We start from the raw sequence: 19979 nt of genomic DNA, 5'->3' as shown, positions 1-19979 counted from the left end.
AAGGAATCCCCATGGCTTTTACCGACCCGTTCATCCGCCGCCCGGTGCTCGCCACCGTGGTCAGCCTGTTGATTGTGCTGCTGGGCTTCCAGGCCTGGAGCAAGTTGCCGCTGCGCCAGTATCCACAAATGGAAAACGCCCTGATCACGGTGACCACCGCTTATCCCGGGGCCAACGCCGAAACCATTCAGGGCTACATCACCCAACCGATGCAGCAAAGTCTGGCCAGTGCCGAGGGTATCGACTACATGACCTCGGTCAGTCGCCAGAACTTCTCGGTGATCTCTATCTACGCGCGCATCGGCTCCAACAGCGACCGCTTGTTCACCGAATTGCTGGCCAAGGCCAACGAGGTGAAGAACCAACTGCCCCAGGACGCCGAAGACCCGGTACTGAGCAAGGAAGCCGCCGACGCCTCGGCACTGATGTACATCAGCTTCTTCAGCAAGGAGCTGAGCAACCCGCAGATTACCGACTACCTGTCGCGGGTGATCCAGCCGAAACTGGCGACCCTGCCGGGCATGGCTGAAGCCGAGATTCTTGGCAACCAGGTATTTGCCATGCGTCTGTGGCTGGACCCGGTCAAGCTCGCCGGTTTCGGCCTGAGTGCCAGCGACGTGACCGATGCCGTGCGCAAATACAACTTTCTCTCCGCCGCCGGCGAAGTGAAAGGCGAGTACGTCGTCACCAGCATCAACGCCAATACCGAGCTCAAGTCCGCCGAAGCCTTTGCCGCGATTCCGCTCAAGGTCGAGGGCGACAGTCGCGTGCTGCTCAGCGATGTGGCGCGGGTTGAAATGGGTGCGGAAAACTACGACTCGATCAGCTCCTTCGGCGGCACACCCTCGGTGTACATCGGCATCAAGGCCACGCCCGGCGCCAACCCGCTGGACGTGATCAAGGAAGTGCGCAAGATCATGCCGGACCTGGAAGCCCAGCTGCCGCCGAACCTCAAAGGTGAAATCGCCTACGACGCCACGCTGTTCATCCAGGCCTCGATCGACGAAGTGGTGAAAACCCTGTTCGAAGCGGTGCTGATCGTCATTGTGGTGGTGTTCCTGTTCCTCGGCGCACTGCGTTCGGTGGTGATCCCGGTGGTCACCATCCCGTTGTCGATGATCGGCGTGATGTTCTTCATGCAGATGATGGGCTACTCGATCAACCTGCTGACGTTGCTGGCGATGGTATTGGCCATCGGCCTGGTGGTGGACGACGCCATCGTCGTGGTGGAAAACATCCACCGGCACATCGAAGAAGGCAAGACGCCGCTGGATGCGGCCATCGAAGGCGCCCGGGAAATCGCCATGCCGGTGGTCTCGATGACCATCACCCTGGCGGCGGTCTATGCGCCGATCGGCTTCCTGACGGGGCTCACGGGGGCGCTGTTCAAGGAGTTCGCCCTGACTCTGGCCGGCGCAGTGGTGATCTCCGGCATCGTCGCCCTGACCCTGTCGCCAATGATGTGCGCCTTCTTGCTGCGCCACGACGAAAATCCCAGCGGCCTGGCCCATCGCCTGGACCTGATTTTCGAAGGCCTCAAGCGCCGTTACCAAAGCATGCTCCACGGCACCCTCAACACCCGGCCGGTGGTGCTGGTGTTCGCGGTGATCGTGCTGTGCCTGATTCCGGTGCTGCTCATGTTCACCAAGTCGGAACTGGCGCCGGACGAGGACCAGGGCATCATTTTCATGATGGCCAACGCCCCGCAACCGGCCAACCTCGACTACCTGAGCGCGTACACCGACGAGTTCGTCACGATCTTCAAGACGTTTCCCGAGTACTACTCGTCGTTCCAGATCAATGGCTTCAACGGCGTGCAATCGGGCATCGGCGGCTTCCTGCTCAAGCCGTGGAACGAACGCAGCCGCACGCAAATGCAAATCCTGCCCGAGGTACAGGCCAAACTGGAGAGCATTTCCGGGCTGCAGATCTTCGGCTTCAACCTGCCTTCCCTGCCCGGTACCGGCGAGGGGCTGCCGTTTCAGTTCGTCATCAACTCCGCCAACGATTACGAGTCGCTGCTGCAAGTGGCCGACCGAGTCAAAAAGAGGGCAATGGAGTCCGGCAAGTTCGCCTTCGTCGACCTTGACCTGGCGTTCGACAAACCTGAAGTAGTGGTGGATATCGATCGCGCCAAGGCCGCACAGATGGGTGTTTCCATGCAGGACCTGGGCGGGACGCTCGCGACATTGCTGGGTGAGGCGGAGATCAACCGCTTCACTATTGAAGGTCGCAGCTACAAAGTCATCGCTCAGGTCGAACGGCCCTTCCGGGATAACCCCGACTGGCTGAACAATTATTACGTCAAGAACACCCAAGGCGAACTGCTGGCCCTGTCGACCCTGATCACCGTGACCGACCGGGCGCGTCCACGGCAGTTGAACCAGTTCCAGCAACTCAACTCGGCCATCCTGTCCGGGGTGCCGCTGGTCAGCATGGGTGAAGCCATCGACGCCGTGCGCCAGATCGCTCGGGAAGAGGCACCGGTGGGTTACGCCTTCGACTATGCCGGCGCATCACGGCAATACGTCCAGGAAGGCAGTGCGCTGTGGGTCACCTTCGCCCTGGCGCTGGCGATCATTTTCCTGGTACTGGCCGCCCAGTTCGAAAGCTTCCGCGATCCGCTGGTGATTCTGGTGACCGTGCCGCTGTCGATCTGTGGCGCGTTGATCCCGCTGTTCCTGGGTTGGTCGAGCATGAATATCTACACCCAGGTCGGCCTGGTGACGTTGATCGGGCTGATCAGCAAGCACGGAATCCTGATCGTCGAATTTGCCAACCAGTTACGCAAGGACAAAGGCCTGACACCGCGCGAGGCCGTGGAGGAAGCGGCGGCCATTCGTCTGCGTCCGGTGTTGATGACCACTGCCGCGATGGTGTTCGGCATGGTGCCGTTGATCATCGCCACGGGGGCGGGCGCCGTCAGCCGGTTCGACATCGGCATGGTGATCGCCACAGGGATGTCGATCGGAACGTTGTTTACGTTGTTTGTGCTGCCGTGCGTGTACACGTTGCTGGCTAAACCCGATAAACCCTAGGGAACGCAGCACAACCCTGTGGGAGTGAGCCTGTGTGGCGAGGGGATTTATCCCCGTTCGGCTGCGAAGCAGTCGTAAAACCATTAAGTGCGGTGTACCTAATACGCCGCGGTTTTCGATTTTGGGGCCGCTTCGCAGCCCAACGGGGATAAATCCCCTCGCCACACAGGCTCGCTCCCACATTGGTTCGGCATCACGACCTGAGCGTCAGGAACAAAAAAGGCCTCGCATTAGCGAGGCCTTTTATTTTGGCTTCAATCTGTTCAACTTTGTGGCCTCAATCCTTGAGAAAGTCCGAACATGAACAGCAATAAATCATGATCGGGTTGGGATGCCACGGATGCCTTCGCAACGCGTGGCAATGGACAGTGTGCGTCGCCGTTCACTGAACTGAGGACTTGCGTGCGGGGCTGCTCCCAAGCCGCCACCGCTAGTGAAGCAACTGCCAAGGCTCCTATTAAAAATACACCTCGTGCAATTTCGAGTTTCATTGCTATAAACCCTTGATAGCGCTGCCAAACGCCGTCTTATAAAAGTAGACGAGTTTCTGCCAGTCCGTCGTGCTGAACGACGAGTGGCGACGCAGTTGCTTCATGTCATGAGTAGCCGCTTGCCGGGCGGTCAAACGCTGCCGACATTTCTCCAGATCGATCAAGGCCACTTCAACTTTGGCAGCCTCGCCTTCGCCGGTGACGCGCACGAATACGTGCTTGATGTAGAGGCAGCTGTGCTGCCAGCGGCCCTTGTGCATCCGGGCCAGGTTCTCGGCCAGTTCCTTCAACACTCGATCATGCACGGCCTCACCGTGATGCTCTCGACCGCCGCCAGCGTACCAGTGTTCGATTTCCTCGAAGCCGTCCAGCGATTTGGTCACCAGCAATGCGCGCCATTTATGCACCGGATCGCGCTGTGCACCGCAGAAAACGATTTCCGGAACGCAAACGTCGAGCAGGTGCAGGCCGATGAGCGCATCGCGCTCGCGCAACACCGTCGGCCGACCGAACGGGTGCAGCAAGCTGCGATGGATATGCCCGGTCTGACGTTTAACGTAAAGCAACTGTCCATTGCTGCTCACGACGCGCTGCACGCCACTTTCTCCACCGCGACGAACGTTGGGTTCTTCTACCCACTCACCGCGCTGATTCCAGAAATAGTCGAAGCGTTCCTGAGGAGCGACGTCCGTTTCTGCTGCACATTGCACTGCCATTCTGTTACCTCTTGCGTAATACGTAGACCCGCCACATGGCATAGAGCGGTAAAAAGTCCAGTTGTTCCTGGATACGAAAACCCGCCTGCTCAAATTCCTTTTCAACCGTAGCAGCCGGTAACACAAATCGATTTTGGTAACCTTCCTGCTCACGGGTTTTCTCGAGGCGCTTGCGTTTCCACGCTTTGAAATTGCCGTCCACCCACAGAGAAAGGATCACGCTATCCCGCGTGACGCGCTCGAATTCACGCAAAATGGCCAGTCGATGCTCGGCTTCACCGATGTGATGGAGCAAACGCATGCAGAAAATGCTGTCGACGGCGTTATCAGGCAAGGCAATGTCGAATGCAGAAGTGTGCAAGGGTTGTACCCGTTTCACCACCTCGGCAGGTTGCGCCTGCATGGCAACTTTCAGCATTGATTCAGAGTTGTCGGCCCCGATGATGGCTCGATTGGTTTTTTCCGCCAGCAATGGCCAAAAGCGCCCCGCACCGCAGGGCAAATCGAGAATCAGCCCCGGCTCACCGACCAGTGCCAGCGCCTTGCGTGCCAGTTGCTCGTCACGCCAGTGAGACAGGCGGCGGCCAAGGCCATCCTTATGCTTGCGCAGGTATCGTTGAGCGTGTTGATCGTCATATTTTTCGGAAAAATCAAGTTTGATCGGGCCGGCCATCACCAAGGTCTCCTTAGCTGCTGATGGCACCCACGATAGGTAGCGCCGTGTCAGAGACAGGTCATTCCTTTGTGAAAAAAACGTCATGTAAACCCCAAATTATTTCGAGGCTTTGCAGGTTGCTAACAACTGCTCCGGGCTACGGCGCTGCAATAGGCCGATCAATTCATATGCGACGGATACAGCTCCACCTCAAAACGACAACCATTGGGCTCCATGTTCGTCAGGCTGACGTCCCACCCTTGGTTTTCACAGATCCGCTGCACCAGTGACAGCCCAAGCCCCAAGCCCTCACCGCGCTTCTCGTTGCCCCGCACGAACGGCTCGAACATCGCCTCGCGTTTTTCCTCGGGAATACCCACGCCGCTGTCCTCGACCATGAAACCCGTTGCCGTCAGGGTCAGGCGGATGAACCCGCGCTCGGTGTAATGCAGCGCGTTACGCAACAGGTTGCCCATGACCGCGTGCAGAAGGGTTGCGTTGTAGCACGTGTTGGCCGGATTGCCCGGTTCAAAGATCAGCGCCAGCCCCTTGGCCTCGATCGGCTCGCGCCACTGATTGAGCAGTCCATCGGCAACCTGGCTCAAGGTCTGCTGGGGTGACATGCTGGCGTCTTCGCGTTGTGCGCGGGCCAACATCAGGAAGGTTTGCACCAGCTCGCGCATCTCTTCACAGGCGCGGGCGATTCGCTGGACCTGTGCACGTCCACGCTGATCGATGCCGGCGTTTTCCAGCAGCAGCTCGCAGGAACTGGCCAGCACCATCAATGGTGTACGCAGCTCGTGGCTGACGTCACTGGTGAACAACCGTTCGCGGGTCAACGCCTGGCGCAAGCGCCCGAGGGTGGCGTCGAAGGCCACGGCCAACTCGCCCACCTCATCAGCGGCGTAATCCGGCGCCAACGGTGGCGCGAGACCTAATAATTGATCACGGTGACGGACCTGGCGAGCCAGTCGCACCACGGGCGCCATCACTTTGCGCGCCAGTACCCAGCCAAGAAACACCGCCAACGCCAGACTCAGGACGAAGCCTACCAGCACCACGGCAAACAGCACCCGTTCACGCTCTTCGAAATCGCTCTGATCCTGCAACAGCACATAATGCCGACCGTCGACGACTTCGACCATCGCGTGATACGACAGCTGTTCGCGAAACACTTCGTGAAAACCCGGGTCCAGGTGCCGCAGGTCCTTGGGAAGCTCGAAGTCGCCCGGCCCGCCGCTGAAATAGAACAGCTGGTCCGGCTCGGGACGATGGCTCCAGTCCGTGACACTGTCCATCAGCAACAGCCGTTGTAAATCGCCGCCCAGACCTGCCGAAATCAGTTTTTCTTCCACCAGGTGCACGGTCGCCACAATGCCCATGGCGAAGGCTCCTGCCACCAATGCGCTCATCAGCGCAAAGGCGATGATGATCCGTTGAGCAAGGCTCTGTTTAAACTCCATCACGGCCCTCGGCCAAGCGGTAACCCACACCGTGCACGGTTTGCAGCAACGGTTTGGCGAACGGCTTGTCGATCACCTGGCGCAATTGATGGACGTGGCTGCGCAGGCTGTCGCTGTCCGGACAGTCATCCCCCCACAGCGCCTCTTCGAGAATTTCGCGGCGCAGTACGTGCGGACTTTTCTGCATCAACACGGCCAGCAACTTCAGGCCCACCGGGTTGAGCTTCAGCAGTCGCCCCTCGCGGGTCACTTCCAGGGTATCGAGGTCGTAGATCAGATCGCTGACCTGCAAGGTGCGACGGCCGCCCCCCTGAGAGCGACGCATGACCGCCTCGATGCGCGCCGCCAATTCAGATAGCGCAAAGGGTTTGATCAGGTAGTCATCGGCGCCGGATTTGAAGCCTTGCAGCCGGTCGTCCAATTGATCGCGAGCGGTGAGCATGATCACCGGCGTGTCGCGGCGCGCGTCTTCACGCAGACGTTTGCACAGTGTGTAACCGTCGATGCCAGGCAACATGATGTCGAGCACGATCAAGTCGTAATGCTCGGTGGCCGCCAGGTGCAAGCCTGACAAACCGTCCTGCGCGCAATCCACGGTATAACCTTTGAGCCCCAGGTAATCGGCCAGATTGGCCAGGATATCGCGGTTGTCTTCAACCAATAGAATTCGCATGGGTATCTCCTGCGTACACAGTAACGGCCGTCTCGGCCCGCGCAGCTTAAGGCCAAGTGTGGCTGAGGGCTAGGACTGCGTGCAGTTGTAAATCCACACCATAAACCCGGAGCGACTTTAACGACTTTTTCACTATCGATTCACACGCCGACGACAGGATCAGGCTCAAACTCCGCGCGGCTGCGCTTTCAGAACATTTCACCGACCAAGGAACTGCCATGGTTTCGACTGCTGTCCGCCCCGCCCCCCGCCCGCTCAATTTCTGGGTGTGCCTGGGCGTTCCCGCCATCGCGGCGATCACTCTGGTGTTGCTCGAACTGACGTCACTGGACATGGACCTTGCCAAACTATTCTATGACCCGATCGCGGGTGATTTCATCGGGCGGCACAGTTACTTCCTGGAAGAGATCCTGCATGACCGTGCCAAGCAAGTGGTCATCGCCTTCTCGGTGTTGGCCATTTTCGGCTTCATCGCCTCCTTTTTCATGGACAGGCTCAAACCGATCAAACGGGAACTGGGCTGCCTGGTGCTGTCTCTGGCGCTGGCAACATCCTTCGTCACCCCAGTCAAAGCGGTGACGGCCGTTCAATGCCCGTGGAGCCTTGAGCAGTTCGGCGGTCACGAAACCTATAGCGAACTGCTCAGCCCTCGCCCGCACACCGATAAACCTGGCCGTTGCTGGCCCGGCGGTCATGCGGCGACGGGTTTCACACTGTTTGCGCTGTTCTTTGTCCTGCGTGACCGTCGTCCGCGCCTGGCGCGCAAGGCGTTTGTGTTCGCTTTCGCGTTGGGCACGGTGTTTTCCATCAGCCGGATGATGCAGGGAGCGCACTTCTTTTCGCACAATGTGTGGACGGCGATTTTCTGCTGGCTGATTTGTCTGGGGTCGTATTACTACATCCTTTATCGGCCAGCCTCGAAGGCTGAGCGAGCGACCAAGGTGGAACCGGTCCGCGTCTGATACACAGATCCAAATGTGGGAGCGAGCCTGCTCGCGAAGGCGGAGTTTCAGCCAACATCTTTGTTGAATGTTAAAACGCTTTCGCGAGCAGGCTCGCTCCCACAATGGACCGATGTGACCCTCGAAATCCAGGCAATAAAAAACCCCGCCTGCTTAGCGCAGGCGGGGTTTTTTATAGGGGTAAGGCTGGCTTACATCATGCCGCCCATACCGCCCATACCACCCATGTCTGGCATGCCGCCGCCAGCTGGACCGTCTTCCTTGATCTCAGCGATCATGGCTTCGGTGGTGATCATCAGGCTGGCAATCGACGAAGCCGCTTGCAGAGCCGAACGAGTCACTTTGGCCGGGTCCAGGATACCCATTTCAATCATGTCGCCGTATTCGCCGGTAGCAGCGTTGTAACCGTAGTTACCCGAACCCTGCTTGACCTTGTCGACAACTACGCTTGGCTCGTCGCCGGAGTTGGCAACGATCTGACGCAGTGGTGCTTCAACAGCGCGACGCAGCAACTGGATGCCAACGTTCTGGTCATCGTTGTCGCCTTTCAGCTCGGAGATAGCCTGCAGAGCGCGAACCAGTGCCACGCCGCCGCCAGGTACCACGCCTTCTTCAACGGCTGCACGGGTAGCGTGCAGGGCGTCTTCAACGCGGGCTTTCTTCTCTTTCATTTCAACTTCGGAACCTGCGCCAACCTTGATCACTGCAACGCCGCCGGACAGTTTGGCCAGACGCTCTTGCAGTTTTTCACGGTCATAGTCGGACGAAGTGTCGGCCACTTGCTGACGGATCTGCAGAACGCGAGACTGGATATCAGCTTCAACGCCGGCACCGTCGATCACGGTGGTGTTTTCCTTGGTCACGGTGACGCGCTTGGCATTACCCAGGTGTTCCAGGGTAGCGCTTTCCAGGCTCAGACCGATCTCTTCGGAGATAACGGTACCGCCGGTCAGAACAGCGATGTCCTGCAGCATGGCCTTGCGACGATCGCCGAAACCTGGCGCCTTGACGGCAACCACTTTAACGATACCGCGCATGTTGTTCACAACCAGAGTCGCCAGGGCTTCGCCTTCAACGTCTTCGCTCACGATCAGCAGTGGGCGGCCGGCTTTGGCAACAGCTTCCAGCACTGGCAGCAGTTCGCGGATGTTCGAGATCTTTTTGTCGACCAGCAGGATCAGCGGACCGTCCAGCTCGGCAGTCATGGTCTCTGGCTTGTTGACGAAGTACGGGGACAGGTAGCCACGGTCGAACTGCATGCCTTCAACAACCGACAGTTCGTTTTCCAGGCCCGAGCCTTCTTCAACAGTGATCACGCCTTCTTTACCGACTTTTTCCATGGCTTCGGCAATGATGTCGCCGATGGAGCTGTCGGAGTTGGCCGAGATGGTGCCGACCTGAGCGATGGCCTTGGTGTCAGCGCAAGGCTTGGACAGGGCTTTCAGCTCTTTGACAATAGCGATGGTCGCTTTGTCGATACCGCGCTTGAGGTCCATCGGGTTCATGCCGGCAGCGACGGCTTTCAGGCCTTCGTTGACGATCGATTGAGCCAGAACGGTAGCGGTGGTTGTGCCGTCGCCTGCGTCATCGTTGGCACGGGAGGCAACGTCTTTGACCAGCTGCGCGCCCATGTTTTCGAAGCGATCTTTCAGCTCGATTTCTTTGGCAACGGACACGCCGTCCTTGGTGATGGTCGGAGCGCCGAAGCTCTTCTCGATGATCACGTTACGGCCTTTAGGGCCCAGGGTCGCTTTTACTGCGTCAGCCAGGACGTTGACACCGGCGAGCATTTTCTTGCGGGCGGAATCGCCGAATTTAACTTCTTTAGCAGCCATGATCGATATTCCTTAAATACTTTGTAGTAGCGGGAAAATGAGCGGGGAATCAGCCTTCGATAACAGCGAGGATTTCGTTCTCGCTCATTACCAGCAGGTCTTCGCCGTCGACTTTCACGGTGTTGCTGCCGGAGTACGGGCCGAACACAACCTTGTCACCCACTTTAACGGCCAGTGCACGCACTTCACCGTTGTCCAGCACGCGGCCGGTACCGACAGCGAGGATCTCGCCGCTGTTGGCTTTTTCAGCAGCCGAACCTGGCAGGACGATACCGCCAGCGGTTTTCTTTTCTTCTTCGCTGCGACGGATGACGACGCGGTCATGCAGAGGACGAAGCTTCATTGTCGATCTCTCCTAATTGTGGTTTTCATCGGCCGGTGTATTCCCGGCGGGTTTAACAAATCCGGCGGTGCCGGGTGCGGTTCGTCGAGCGAACCGCGGAAGTCTGTCTGGCGTGATCGCCAGAAACCTTGCGGTGACCGTTACATAAGGGCGCATAAGCTTATTACAAGGGTGGGGATCGAAATTTTTTACATCGATGACCCGAAAACGAACACGGCACCCGAAGGTGCCGTGCAGGTGAAACGATTTACTTGGAGTCGCGGTGTTCGAACTCGCCTTCGATCACGTTCGGCTCACGGCCCAAAGGCTCGCGGGGAACAGGACCGCCACGTGGCTGAAGGTCGTCGGCGAACGCACGCTGACGGATTGCCGCCTCTTCGGCACGCTGGCGCATTTTATTGGCCAACAGTCGACGAGAGATCGGCAGCAACATGATCAGACCCAGCACGTCAGTGACGAAGCCCGGCAGGATCAACAGACCACCCGCCAGCGCCAGCATCAAACCTTCGAGCATGGTCTGGGCCGGCAACTCGCCGCGGTTCAGGCTTTCACGAGCACGCAATGCGGTTGCCAGACCAGCGATACGCAGCACGAACACGCCGAGCATCGAGCCGAGAATGACCAGGAGCAGGGCCGGGAAAAACCCGATCGCCCCGCTGACCTTGACGAATACGAACAGCTCCAACACCGGAAACAGTACAAAGAGCAATAAAAAAGGGCGCATCAAATGGTTCCTCAACGCAAGAATGCCTTGCCAGTAATCCCTAGATGACGTCGCCGTTTCGTGAATTCAAGCGTCGGCCACTTCATTTTTCGGCCAATGTTCGGCGTGAGCCAGGAAAACCAAGGCTTCGCGCACTTGTGTCGGCGTATTACACGGCGCTTGAAACGGCAACCAATAGAGCCCCTGACCAATGCGTAGGTGCATGCCTTCGGTGTCGATACCCGCCAGTTGCGCCGGCTCGGTTTTCGGCAGGCCCGCCAGTTCGACGTAGTGGGCGATGGCTTTGGCGTGATCGGCATTCATGTGCTCGACCATGCTCGCTTCGGCCTTTCCGGCGAACGGGTTGGCCAGCGTTAACTGATCGACCCAGTGAATCGCACCGAAGCCGCCGATGTAACGGTGACGAACCGGTTTGAGCACCCAGAAATCGAAATCGTGGGCCTTGTGGTAGCTCTGCGAATCCGGGAAATAGCGGTAGTAACGCTCAGCCGCCGCTTCGATGGCAGCCTCGTCCTCGAGCTTTTCCGCTTCGGCGAGGTAGGTCAGGCGACCAACGGCTTGCACATCTTCGGCCCCGCGCTCGCCCACAAACAGTGAGCATTTTGGATCTTTCTGCAGGTTGTGGGTGTGCTGGGCGATGCGGCTGATAAGGATCAGCGGCCGGCCCTGTTCATCCAGACAGTACGGAACCACGGAGCCAAACGGGAAACCGGGCATCGCCTTGGAGTGTGTCGAGAGTACTCCACGGTATTCCTTGAGAAGCAATTCTCGGGCATTCTTGGCCGCTTCAACGCTCAATTTATGACTCCTTATATAGAATCCGTCAAAAAAACGGACAGGCGCCTGGGGATAAGTTCCAGTTCGCCATCGGGGGCAGCTCTCATGTGCAGCCAGGCCGCATCAGGTGCAGATCGAGAGGCTACTCTCTAAAAGGAAACCACTCCTCTGACCTGCTATTGGGGCATGCGAATGCAACTCACTGACAAAGTAATCATTATCACGGGCGGTTGCCAGGGTTTAGGCCGCTCCATGGCCGAGTATTTCGCCGGTAAAGGCGCGAAGCTGGCGCTGGTGGACCTGAACCAGGAAAAGCTCGACGACACCGTCGCCGCTTGCAAGGCTAAAGGCGTCGAGGCTCGCGCTTATCTGTGCAATGTTGCCAATGAAGAGCAAGTGACCCACATGGTCGCCCAGGTGGCCGAAGACTTCGGGGCGATCCATGGCCTGATCAACAACGCAGGGATCCTGCGCGATGGCTTGCTTATCAAGGTCAAGGACGGCGAGATGACCAAGATGAGCATGGCCCAGTGGCAGTCGGTCATCGACGTCAACCTGACCGGCGTATTCCTGTGCACCCGTGAAGTCGCGGCCAAAATGATCGAGCTGAACAACAGCGGCGCGATCATTAATATCTCGTCGATCTCCCGCGCTGGCAACGCCGGCCAGACCAACTACTCCGCCGCCAAGGCTGGTGTCGCCGCGGCGACCGTGACCTGGGCGAAGGAATTGGCACGCTACGGCATTCGTGTGGCAGGCATTGCACCGGGCTTTATCGAAACCGAAATGACGCTGAGCATGAAGCCTGAGGCGCTGGAGAAAATAACGTCCGCGATACCACTCAAGTGCATGGGCAAGCCTGAAGAGATCGCCCATTCGGCGGCGTACATTTTCGAGAACGACTACTTCACCGGTCGAATTCTGGAGTTGGATGGCGGGTTGCGGATCTAAAGCAACACACAAAACAAATGTGGGAGCGAGCCTGCTCGCGAAGGCTGTTTAACATTCAACAAATATGCTGACTGTTACACCGCTTTCGCGAGCAGGCTCGCTCCCACAGGGGATCGTATTTCAGGTCATTAATCGTCGCTGATCGTGATATTCGGCATAGCCGGTGTCGCCGCTTCCTGCAACACGATCCGCGCGCCGACATGGCGGGCCAGTTCCTGGTAAACCATCGCAATCGGGCTGTCAGGCTCGGCGATCACCGTTGGCTTGCCGCCGTCGGCCTGTTCGCGGATGGCCATCGCCAGCGGCAACGAAGCCAGCAGCTCGACGCCGTACTGGTTGGCCAGCTTCACACCACCGCCCTCACCGAACAGATGCTCGGCATGGCCACAGTTGGAGCAGATGTGCACGGCCATGTTTTCCACCACGCCCAGCACCGGAATGTTGACCTTGCGGAACATTTCCACACCCTTGCGCGCGTCCAGCAATGCCAGATCTTGTGGCGTGGTTACGATCACCGCACCGGCCACCGGCACTTTCTGCGCCAGGGTCAGCTGGATGTCGCCGGTGCCTGGTGGCATGTCGATGACCAGGTAATCCAGATCGCCCCAGGCAGTTTGAGTGACCAGTTGCAACAAGGCGCCGGAAACCATCGGTCCGCGCCAGACCATCGGCGTGTTGTCGTCGGTCAGGAACGCCATGGACATGACTTCGACACCGTGGGACTCGATCGGAATAAACCACTTCTGATCCTTGACCTTGGGTCGGGTGCCTTCGGGGATGCCAAACATGATGCCCTGGCTCGGTCCGTAAATGTCCGCGTCGAGAATCCCGACCTTGGCGCCTTCGCGGGCCAGAGCCAGAGCCAGGTTGGCGGCGGTGGTCGATTTGCCCACACCGCCCTTGCCGGACGCCACGGCCACCACGTTCTTGACGTTGGCCAGCCCCGGGATCTGCGCTTGAGCCTTGTGCGCGGCAATGACACTGGTGATCTCGACGCGGGCGATGGTCACGCCGTCCAGCCCTTCAATGGCCATTTGCAGCAACTGCGCCCAGCCACTCTTGAACAGACCGGCGGCGTAACCCAGCTCCAGCTGGACGCTGACGCGATCACCCTGAATGTCGATGCCGCGTACGCACCCGGCGCTGACCGGGTCCTGGTTCAGGTAAGGGTCGGTGTATTGGCGAAGGACGGCTTCCACCGCTGCGCGATTGACGGCGCTCATGGGCAACTCCGATAGCAAGACTGGAAAATCAGGCGGGTATCCTACGCCGGACACACATTTGTGGCGAGGGAGCCCGACGCCGGTTAGCAGTTGTCGTAGATCGAAACAGGCTCACGGGGTGAAAAATATGCGCCGGCGCTTTATAGTGGCCGACCTCCGTTTCATCAAGTAGCCGAGCCCCATGTCCGAGCCACGCAAGATCCTCGTCACCAGCGCCCTGCCCTATGCCAATGGTTCGATCCATCTTGGCCACATGCTGGAATATATCCAGACCGATATGTGGGTGCGCTTCCAGAAGCACCGCGGCAATCAATGCATTTATGTCTGCGCCGACGACGCCCACGGTTCGGCCATCATGCTGCGCGCGGAAAAGGAAGGCATCACCCCGGAACAATTGATCGCCAACGTCCAGGCTGAACACAGCGCCGACTTTGCCGAGTTCCTGGTGGACTTCGACAACTTCCACTCCACTCACGCCGAAGAAAACCGTGAGCTGTCGAGCCAGATCTACCTCAAGCTGCGCGACGCCGGGCACATTGCCCAGCGCTCGATCACTCAGTATTTCGACCCGGAAAAGAAAATGTTCCTGGCCGACCGCTTCATCAAGGGCACCTGCCCGAAATGCGGCACTGAAGACCAGTACGGCGACAACTGCGAAAAATGCGGTGCAACCTACGCACCGACCGACCTGAAGGATCCGAAGTCGGCGATCTCTGGCGCCACTCCGGTGCTCAAGGATTCCCAGCACTTCTTCTTCAAGCTGCCGGACTTCCAGGAAATGCTGCAAGCCTGGACCCGCAGTGGCACCCTGCAAGAAGCCGTGGCGAACAAGATCGCCGAATGGCTGGATGCTGGCCTGCAACAGTGGGACATCTCCCGCGATGCGCCGTACTTCGGCTTCGAAATTCCTGACGAGCCAGGCAAATACTTCTACGTCTGGCTCGACGCGCCGATCGGCTACATGGCCAGCTTCAAGAACCTCTGCGACCGCACGCCTACACTTGATTTCGACGCGTTCTGGGGCAAGGATTCCACCGCCGAGCTGTACCATTTCATCGGCAAGGACATCGTCAACTTCCACGCCCTGTTCTGGCCAGCCATGCTCGAAGGCGCCGGTTTCCGTAAACCGACCGGTATCAACGTGCACGGCTACCTGACCGTCAACGGTCAGAAAATGTCCAAATCCCGCGGCACCTTCATCAAGGCCCGGACCTATCTGGACCATCTGTCGCCGGAATACCTGCGCTATTACTACGCGGCGAAGCTGAGCCGTGGCGTCGATGACCTGGACCTGAACCTCGAAGACTTCGTGCAAAAGGTCAACTCCGACCTGGTCGGCAAAGTCGTCAACATCGCCAGCCGTTGCGCCGGTTTCATCCATAAAGGCAACGCCGGTGTACTGGTGGCGGGCAATGCCGCGCCGGAACTGACCGAAGCGTTCCTCGCCGCAGCGCCGAGCATCGCCGAAGCCTACGAGGCTCGCGACTTCGCCCGTGCCATGCGCGAGATCATGGGCCTGGCCGACCGTGCCAACGCCTGGATCGCCGACAAGGCGCCGTGGTCGCTGAACAAACAGGAAGGCAAGCAGGACGAAGTCCAGGCCATCTGCGCCTTGGGCGTGAACCTGTTCCGCCAACTGGTGATCTTCCTCAAACCGGTGCTGCCGCTGCTGGCCGCCGATGCCGAGGCGTTCCTTAACGTCGCGCCGCTGACCTGGAACGACCACGCGACCTTGCTCGCCAACCATCAGTTGAACGAGTTCAAGCCACTGATGACCCGTATCGACCCGGTAAAAGTGCAAGCCATGAGCGACGCGTCGAAAGAAGACCTGACCGCCAGCGCAACCGACACCGGCGATGCTGCGCCTGCCGGCAATGGCGAACTGGCCAAGGATCCGCTGTCGCCGGAAATCGAGTTCGATGCCTTTGCCGCTGTCGACCTGCGCGTCGCCCTGATCCTCAAGGCCGAACACGTGGAAGGCGCCGACAAACTGCTGCGCCTGACCCTGGACATCGGTGACGAGCAACGCAACGTGTTCTCCGGGATCAAGAGCGCTTATCCGGATCCATCCAAGCTCAATGGTCGTCTGACCATGATGATCGCCAACCTCAAGCCACGGAAAATGAAGTTCGGCATCTCCGAAGGCATGGTGATGGCGGCCGGCCCTGGCGGTGAAGAAATCTACCTGCTCAGCCCTGACAGCGGCGCCAAGCCAGGTCAGCGCATCAAGTAAGGCTCTGCTGTAAACCGATCCCACAGTCGTGCCAGGCGCGACTGTGGGATTTTCATGTCTGGCCCACCCTCCGTCCTTGCCGGATAATGCCTAACCTTGTTACACAGGCCTGCTCTTTCCGGCACGATCATGACCGAAATTGTTCTTACGCTTATCAGCACTGCCCTGATCAACAACCTCGTGTTGCACTGGCCGCTGGGCGTCGATCCACTGCTGGGCAACGAGCATCGGCAAGTCCACGCGTTGGGCCTTGCGACGACGTGTTTGATGCTGATCGTCGGCACGCTGGGCTATTCGGCCTACCGTTGGTTGCTGATTCCGCTGGAGCTGACGTCGCTACGCCTTTTCGTGTTCCTGCCATTAAGCGTTCTGCTGATTGGCCCGCTGCTGAAATTGCTTTCCCGGTCACTTCCAAAGCTTGCGTTCATTGGCCTCTGGCCCCTGCTGTTGGGCAATGCTGGCGTACTCGGCCTGACGCTGCTCAACGCTCAGGACGACAAAGGCTTCTTCCACGCCCTGGCCCTGAGCCTGGGTGCCGGGCTGGGTTTCTGGCTGGTACTGAGCCTGTTCAGCGACTTGCGCCAACGCACACTCGAAAATGATATCCCCCTGCCCTTTCGCGGCCTGCCCATCGACCTGATCGGCGCTGGACTGATTGCAGTGGCCTTTCTCGGATTCAGCGGACTGATCAAAACATGAGTCTGATTCAACGCATCGACGCCCTGTTGCCGCAGACCCAATGCGGCAAGTGCGGCCACCCCGGATGCAAACCGTACGCCGAAGGCATTGCCAGCGGCGAACCGATCAACAAATGTCCGCCGGGCGGCAGCGAGACCATCGCCGCCCTGGCCGAGCTGTTGAAAGTGCCGGTGCTGGAACTGGACGTCAGTCGCGGTACTGCCCCGGCGCAGATCGCCTATATTCGTGAAGCGGAGTGTATTGGTTGCACCAAGTGCATCCAGGCCTGCCCGGTGGATGCCATTGTCGGCGCGGCGAAATTGATGCACACGGTGATCGTCGATGAATGCACCGGTTGCGACCTGTGCGTAGCGCCCTGCCCGGTGGATTGCATCGAAATGCGGCCATTGCCGCTGGCCACGGTGCTGCCGATTGTCGGCGGCCTGGCGTTCAGCCTTGAAGAACAACGTGCCCGGACGGCCAAGCGCAATCACGCGCGACGCCGATTTGAACAGCGCAACGCTCGCCTGCATCGCGAAGAAGTACAGAAAATCGCCGAACGTCAGGCCCGAGCCCAGCGCGCCGTCCAGCACAGTGAGGTAGCGACGCTCGATCCGGTTCAGGCCGCTCTTGAGCGAGTCCGCGCACAGAAGGCAGCGAACGCGGATGCCGCGCTGAAAAAGGCCAAGATCGATCTGGCGATGAGTCGGGCGCAACTGAACAAGTCACTCAAGGCGTTCGGGCATCCGCCGACCTTCGAACAGCAGTCGCAACTGATCGTCTTGCAACAGCAGTTCGAGGTTGCCGAACAGGCTTTGGCGAAACTGGAAAGCACTGCACCGCCCGCCCCGACGCCCGTCGCTCCGGCGAAAAATGCGCAGCTGAATCGGGCAAAGATCCAGTTGGCCATGCGCCGCGCCGAACTCAAGAAAGCCCAAACCAGCGAAGCGCCGACTGAGCAGATCCAAGCCCTGGAACTCGCGGTGAATGAAGCCGAGCGTCAGGTGGATGCCTATGCCGCCCCTTGAATCGGTCGACGAGCGCCTTCAGCAGGCCATGAAGCTGGTATTGCTGGCCACCGTGCCGGGAATGCTGGTGTTTTTCTGGCTGTATGGCTGGGGCGTGTTGATCAACCTGATTCTGACGGGTGTTACCGCACTGGCCGTTGAAGCGACCGTGTTGCGCTTGCGCAAGCTTGCGCTCAAGCCGACCTTGAGCGACGGCAGTGCGCTGGTCAGCGCGACGCTGTTGGCGCTGGCCTTGCCGCCTTATTGCCCGTGGTGGCTGACGGTCTGTGCCGCGGCGTCCGCGATCGTGTTCGGCAAACACCTGTATGGCGGCGTTAGCAAGAACCCGTTCAACCCGGCAATGCTGGGCTTCGCCCTGGTGCTGGTGACCTTTCCCCAACAGATGACCCACTGGCCGTCATCCCATGGGCTGGATCTGATCGGCGGTTTGCAGCAGGTGTTCGGCTTCAGTCTCAGCCAGACGCCAGATGCCTGGGTCCAGGCCACGGCGCTGGACAGCCTGCGGATTAACAAAAGCCTAACCATGGATGAACTGTTTACCGCTAACCCAGCGTTCGGTCATTTCGGTGGCCGAGGCATGGAATGGGTCAACCTGGCCTTTCTGGCGGGCGGCGCGTTTCTGCTGCAAAGACGGGTGTTTAGCTGGCATGCGCCGGTCGGCATGCTCGCCAGCCTGTTCATCATCAGCCTGCTGTGCTGGAACGGCTCGGGCTCCGACTCCCATGGTTCGCCGCTGTTTCATCTGCTCACTGGCGCGAGCATGCTGGGTGCATTCTTCATCGTCACGGAACCGGTGTCCGGCGCAAAAAGCCCCGGCGCGCGACTGCTGTTCGGCGCGGGCGTCGGGCTGCTGACGTACCTGATTCGTACCTGGGGTGGTTATCCGGACGGCGTAGCCTTTGCCGTGCTGTTGATGAACCTCTGTGTGCCGGCGCTGGAGCGGTTTGCCGCCTCCAGACTGGAACGGGGTGCGCCATGAGCCAAGCGTCGAGCGTTGTGATCCTGGTGTTGTTGGCAGCCCTGGGGATTGGTGCGACTTACCTCGTGCAGCACACCAGCGCGCCGCGCATTGCGGCCGAACAGCGCCTGATCGACAGTCGTAACCTGCTGGACCTACTCCCTGCTGAAAGCTACGACAATCAGCCGCTGGAACAGCCGCTCATCCTGGAAAACACTGGGTTGGCCAACAGCACGCTGCTAGGTGGCTACCTGGCAACCAAGTCCGGCCAGACTAGCGCCGTGTTGCTGCGCAGCCAAACCCTGGGTTACGAGGGTTCCATCGAATTGCTGATCGCCATCGGCGCAAACGGCAAGGTGCTGGGCGTAAAAACGCTCAAGCAATCGGAAACTCCGGGGCTGGGCGGTCGACTCGCCGACTGGCCCAATGCCTGGCTTCAAGCTTTTTCCGGAAAGTCCCGAACCGAACCTGCCGACAATGGCTGGGCCTTGAAAAAGGATCAGGGGCAATTCGATCAAATGGCGGGGGCAACCATTACTTCGAGAGCGGTCATCAACGCCATCCATGACGCGTTGCGCTATTTCGACGAACATCAGCAACAGTTGATCGGGAGCAGCGCTCATGAATAAGTCATCGACGCTGCAGAATTCACTGATGCTTGCACCACTGATCGGTGCCACGGATTCATTGGTGTCCGCTCTGGGCTTGTGGCTGATGTTCATCGTGGTGATCAGTGCCTTTGGAATGAGCATGGGCGCCTTGCGGTCCCGACTTGTCCCTGCGACACGCTTGCTTGCCAGTGTCCTGCTGGCGGCCACACTGACCAGCTGCGCGGAACTCGCCGCGCAAGTCTGGTCGCTGCAATGGCACCAACATCTAGGGTTCTATGCAGGATTGATTGCCTTGCAATGCGTTGTGCTGGAACACACCGGTTTTTTCCAGAGCGCCTGGCGTGATCGCCTGCGCCTGTGTGGCCTGTTCGGCGCGTTGATGGCGGGCCTAGGCGTGCTGCGCGAATTCATCGGCAACGGAACATTTGGCAGCCATCTGCCATGGCTGACTGGCACTGCGCAAGCCGACTGGCAAGGCTGGTTACTGACCGCCGACGGTGGCTTGCACCTGGCCACCCTGGCCCCTGGCGGATTCATACTGCTGGGACTGCTGATCGCCGCACATCAGGCCTGGACCCGCTCGACGCCCCAACACTGACCGCCTTCGAGGAAACGCACTG

General features: G+C 59.2%; 19 protein-coding genes. 9 read left to right on the top strand and 10 right to left on the bottom strand.

The genetic code is table 11. The annotated features are described in order from the left end of the window. The first annotated feature begins 11 nt into the window (after positions 1-11). On the top strand, positions 12-3038 hold the full coding sequence (locus ACA056_RS05620; protein WP_497271110.1) for a multidrug efflux RND transporter permease subunit: 3027 nt from the start codon (positions 12-14) through the stop codon (positions 3036-3038). Between the two features lie 263 nt (positions 3039-3301). Here the strand turns inward: ACA056_RS05620 and ACA056_RS05615 are convergent, their stop codons facing one another. From ACA056_RS05615 to colR, 5 genes are all read right to left on the bottom strand, one after another. Further along, the gene (locus tag ACA056_RS05615; protein WP_081757450.1) at positions 3302-3529 is read right to left on the bottom strand and encodes a hypothetical protein; all 228 of its coding nucleotides are present in this window, start codon (positions 3527-3529) and stop codon (positions 3302-3304) included. 2 nt (positions 3530-3531) lie between these two features. Further along, positions 3532-4245: a lipopolysaccharide kinase InaA family protein gene (locus tag ACA056_RS05610; RefSeq protein WP_497271108.1), complete on the bottom strand. Its 714-nt coding sequence runs from the start codon at positions 4243-4245 to the stop codon at positions 3532-3534. 4 nt (positions 4246-4249) lie between these two features. Then, positions 4250-4918: a class I SAM-dependent methyltransferase gene (locus tag ACA056_RS05605; protein WP_497271106.1), complete on the bottom strand. Its 669-nt coding sequence runs from the start codon at positions 4916-4918 to the stop codon at positions 4250-4252. Between the two features lie 161 nt (positions 4919-5079). After that, the gene (locus ACA056_RS05600) at positions 5080-6363 is read right to left on the bottom strand and encodes a sensor histidine kinase (RefSeq protein ID WP_497271104.1); all 1284 of its coding nucleotides are present in this window, start codon (positions 6361-6363) and stop codon (positions 5080-5082) included. Beyond that, positions 6353-7036: a two-component system response regulator ColR gene (gene colR, locus ACA056_RS05595; protein WP_497271102.1), complete on the bottom strand. Its 684-nt coding sequence runs from the start codon at positions 7034-7036 to the stop codon at positions 6353-6355. The genes ACA056_RS05600 and colR overlap by 11 nt, the downstream gene beginning before the upstream one ends. A gap of 218 nt (positions 7037-7254) precedes the next feature. On the opposite strand from colR, the gene ACA056_RS05590 reads away from it, so the two are divergent. Next, entirely contained in the window at positions 7255-7998 is a 744-nt protein-coding gene (locus tag ACA056_RS05590; protein WP_497271100.1) for a phosphatase PAP2 family protein, read from the top strand. A 191-nt stretch (positions 7999-8189) separates the two neighbouring features. Here ACA056_RS05590 and groL read toward each other — a convergent pair whose 3' ends face one another. The 4 genes from groL to ACA056_RS05570 form a co-directional block, all read right to left on the bottom strand. Continuing rightward, positions 8190-9833, bottom strand: a complete 1644-nt coding sequence (gene groL, locus ACA056_RS05585; RefSeq protein WP_415773471.1) for a chaperonin GroEL — start codon at positions 9831-9833, stop codon at positions 8190-8192. A 49-nt stretch (positions 9834-9882) separates the two neighbouring features. Continuing rightward, positions 9883-10176, bottom strand: coding sequence for a co-chaperone GroES (locus ACA056_RS05580; RefSeq protein WP_047532658.1), 294 nt, complete (start codon positions 10174-10176; stop codon positions 9883-9885). Positions 10177-10423: 247 nt separating this feature from the next. Next, complete coding sequence (locus ACA056_RS05575; RefSeq protein WP_497271097.1) at positions 10424-10900, bottom strand: FxsA family protein; 477 nt, start codon at positions 10898-10900, stop codon at positions 10424-10426. 66 nt (positions 10901-10966) lie between these two features. Continuing rightward, a complete protein-coding gene (locus ACA056_RS05570; RefSeq protein WP_056742005.1) occupies positions 10967-11698 on the bottom strand; it encodes a HugZ family pyridoxamine 5'-phosphate oxidase in 732 nt (243 codons plus the stop codon). 171 nt (positions 11699-11869) lie between these two features. Here ACA056_RS05570 and ACA056_RS05565 point away from each other — a divergent pair, with 171 nt between their 5' ends. Beyond that, positions 11870-12628, top strand: coding sequence for an SDR family oxidoreductase (locus ACA056_RS05565; RefSeq protein WP_497271095.1), 759 nt, complete (start codon positions 11870-11872; stop codon positions 12626-12628). Between the two features lie 128 nt (positions 12629-12756). Here ACA056_RS05565 and apbC read toward each other — a convergent pair whose 3' ends face one another. After that, positions 12757-13851 (bottom strand): iron-sulfur cluster carrier protein ApbC, encoded by a 1095-nt coding sequence (gene apbC / locus ACA056_RS05560; RefSeq protein ID WP_046047101.1) that lies wholly within the window; start codon positions 13849-13851, stop codon positions 12757-12759. A gap of 181 nt (positions 13852-14032) precedes the next feature. On the opposite strand from apbC, the gene metG reads away from it, so the two are divergent. The 6 genes from metG (at position 14033) to ACA056_RS05530 (ending at position 19957) form a co-directional block, all read left to right on the top strand. After that, on the top strand, positions 14033-16084 hold the full coding sequence (metG, locus tag ACA056_RS05555; RefSeq protein WP_497271093.1) for a methionine--tRNA ligase: 2052 nt from the start codon (positions 14033-14035) through the stop codon (positions 16082-16084). Between the two features lie 129 nt (positions 16085-16213). Continuing rightward, complete coding sequence (locus ACA056_RS05550) at positions 16214-16783, top strand: electron transport complex protein RnfA (RefSeq protein ID WP_497271091.1); 570 nt, start codon at positions 16214-16216, stop codon at positions 16781-16783. Further along, positions 16780-17790, top strand: a complete 1011-nt coding sequence (gene rsxB, locus ACA056_RS05545; protein WP_497271089.1) for an electron transport complex subunit RsxB — start codon at positions 16780-16782, stop codon at positions 17788-17790. The genes ACA056_RS05550 and rsxB overlap by 4 nt, the downstream gene beginning before the upstream one ends. Continuing rightward, positions 17777-18769: an RnfABCDGE type electron transport complex subunit D gene (locus tag ACA056_RS05540; RefSeq protein ID WP_497271087.1), complete on the top strand. Its 993-nt coding sequence runs from the start codon at positions 17777-17779 to the stop codon at positions 18767-18769. Before rsxB ends, ACA056_RS05540 begins: the two co-directional genes overlap by 14 nt. Continuing rightward, positions 18766-19377 (top strand): RnfABCDGE type electron transport complex subunit G, encoded by a 612-nt coding sequence (locus ACA056_RS05535; protein WP_497271085.1) that lies wholly within the window; start codon positions 18766-18768, stop codon positions 19375-19377. The genes ACA056_RS05540 and ACA056_RS05535 overlap by 4 nt, the downstream gene beginning before the upstream one ends. Further along, entirely contained in the window at positions 19370-19957 is a 588-nt protein-coding gene (locus tag ACA056_RS05530; RefSeq protein WP_497271083.1) for an Rnf-Nqr domain containing protein, read from the top strand. Before ACA056_RS05535 ends, ACA056_RS05530 begins: the two co-directional genes overlap by 8 nt. Positions 19958-19979 lie beyond the last annotated feature (22 nt).

It is taken from the genome of Pseudomonas sp. LBUM1666 (assembly GCF_059695775.1).
The sequence above is the reverse complement of the archived record's forward strand: the minus strand, read 5'-3'. Positions and strand labels throughout refer to the sequence as shown.